Raw genomic sequence first — 533 nt, 5'->3', positions numbered from 1 at the left:
GCGGTTGGCTTTGCTGCGGATCAGCAGATGCGCGCCGGTCGCGGCGATGGTGGTCAGCAGGTCCGCGGCGGCGTAGTTGCGGTCGGCCAGCAGCAGCATTCCTGGTTGCAGGCTACGGGTCAGCGCCCGAGCCTGGTCGAGTTCACCGACGCTGACCGGGTCGAACACGGCATCGATCAGCGACCGGGTGCCGCAGGTCAGCAAGGCGCTCAACCGCAGCTGGGGGTACCCGGAACTACCGTTGATGCAGCGATGCTTGGTGTATCTGGCGGTGTTCGCCGGCGTGTCCGCGACGACCAGGGTGGTGCCGTCGATCACGGTCAGCAGCAGACCCTGCCAGCGCACCTGCCTGGCGCTCGTAGCGGCAGGGCCGCGTAGCAGGTCGAACAACGCCCGCACCGGTCGCGGGCCGAGGCGTTGCCGGGCCTGACGTAACGCGCTGCCGCTGGGCGAGGCGATCGGCAGGCCGCGCAGGCCGCTGGTGAGTTTCGACCACACCTGCCGGTAGCCGAGTTCGGCGAACAGGCATCCCG

1 protein-coding gene is annotated in these 533 nt (G+C 69.4%); it reads right to left on the bottom strand.

Annotation, left to right across the window (positions count from 1 at the left end):
- The coding region (locus tag ACFOYX_RS28605; RefSeq protein ID WP_377534556.1) for a transposase domain-containing protein at positions 1-533 on the bottom strand (533 nt) is incomplete at both ends.

Source organism: Micromonospora sp. GCM10011541 (assembly GCF_042650725.1).
GTDB lineage: Bacteria > Actinomycetota > Actinomycetes > Mycobacteriales > Micromonosporaceae > Micromonospora > Micromonospora sicca.
Note: the sequence above shows the minus strand (reverse complement) of the source record. Positions and strands in the feature narration are given on the sequence as shown.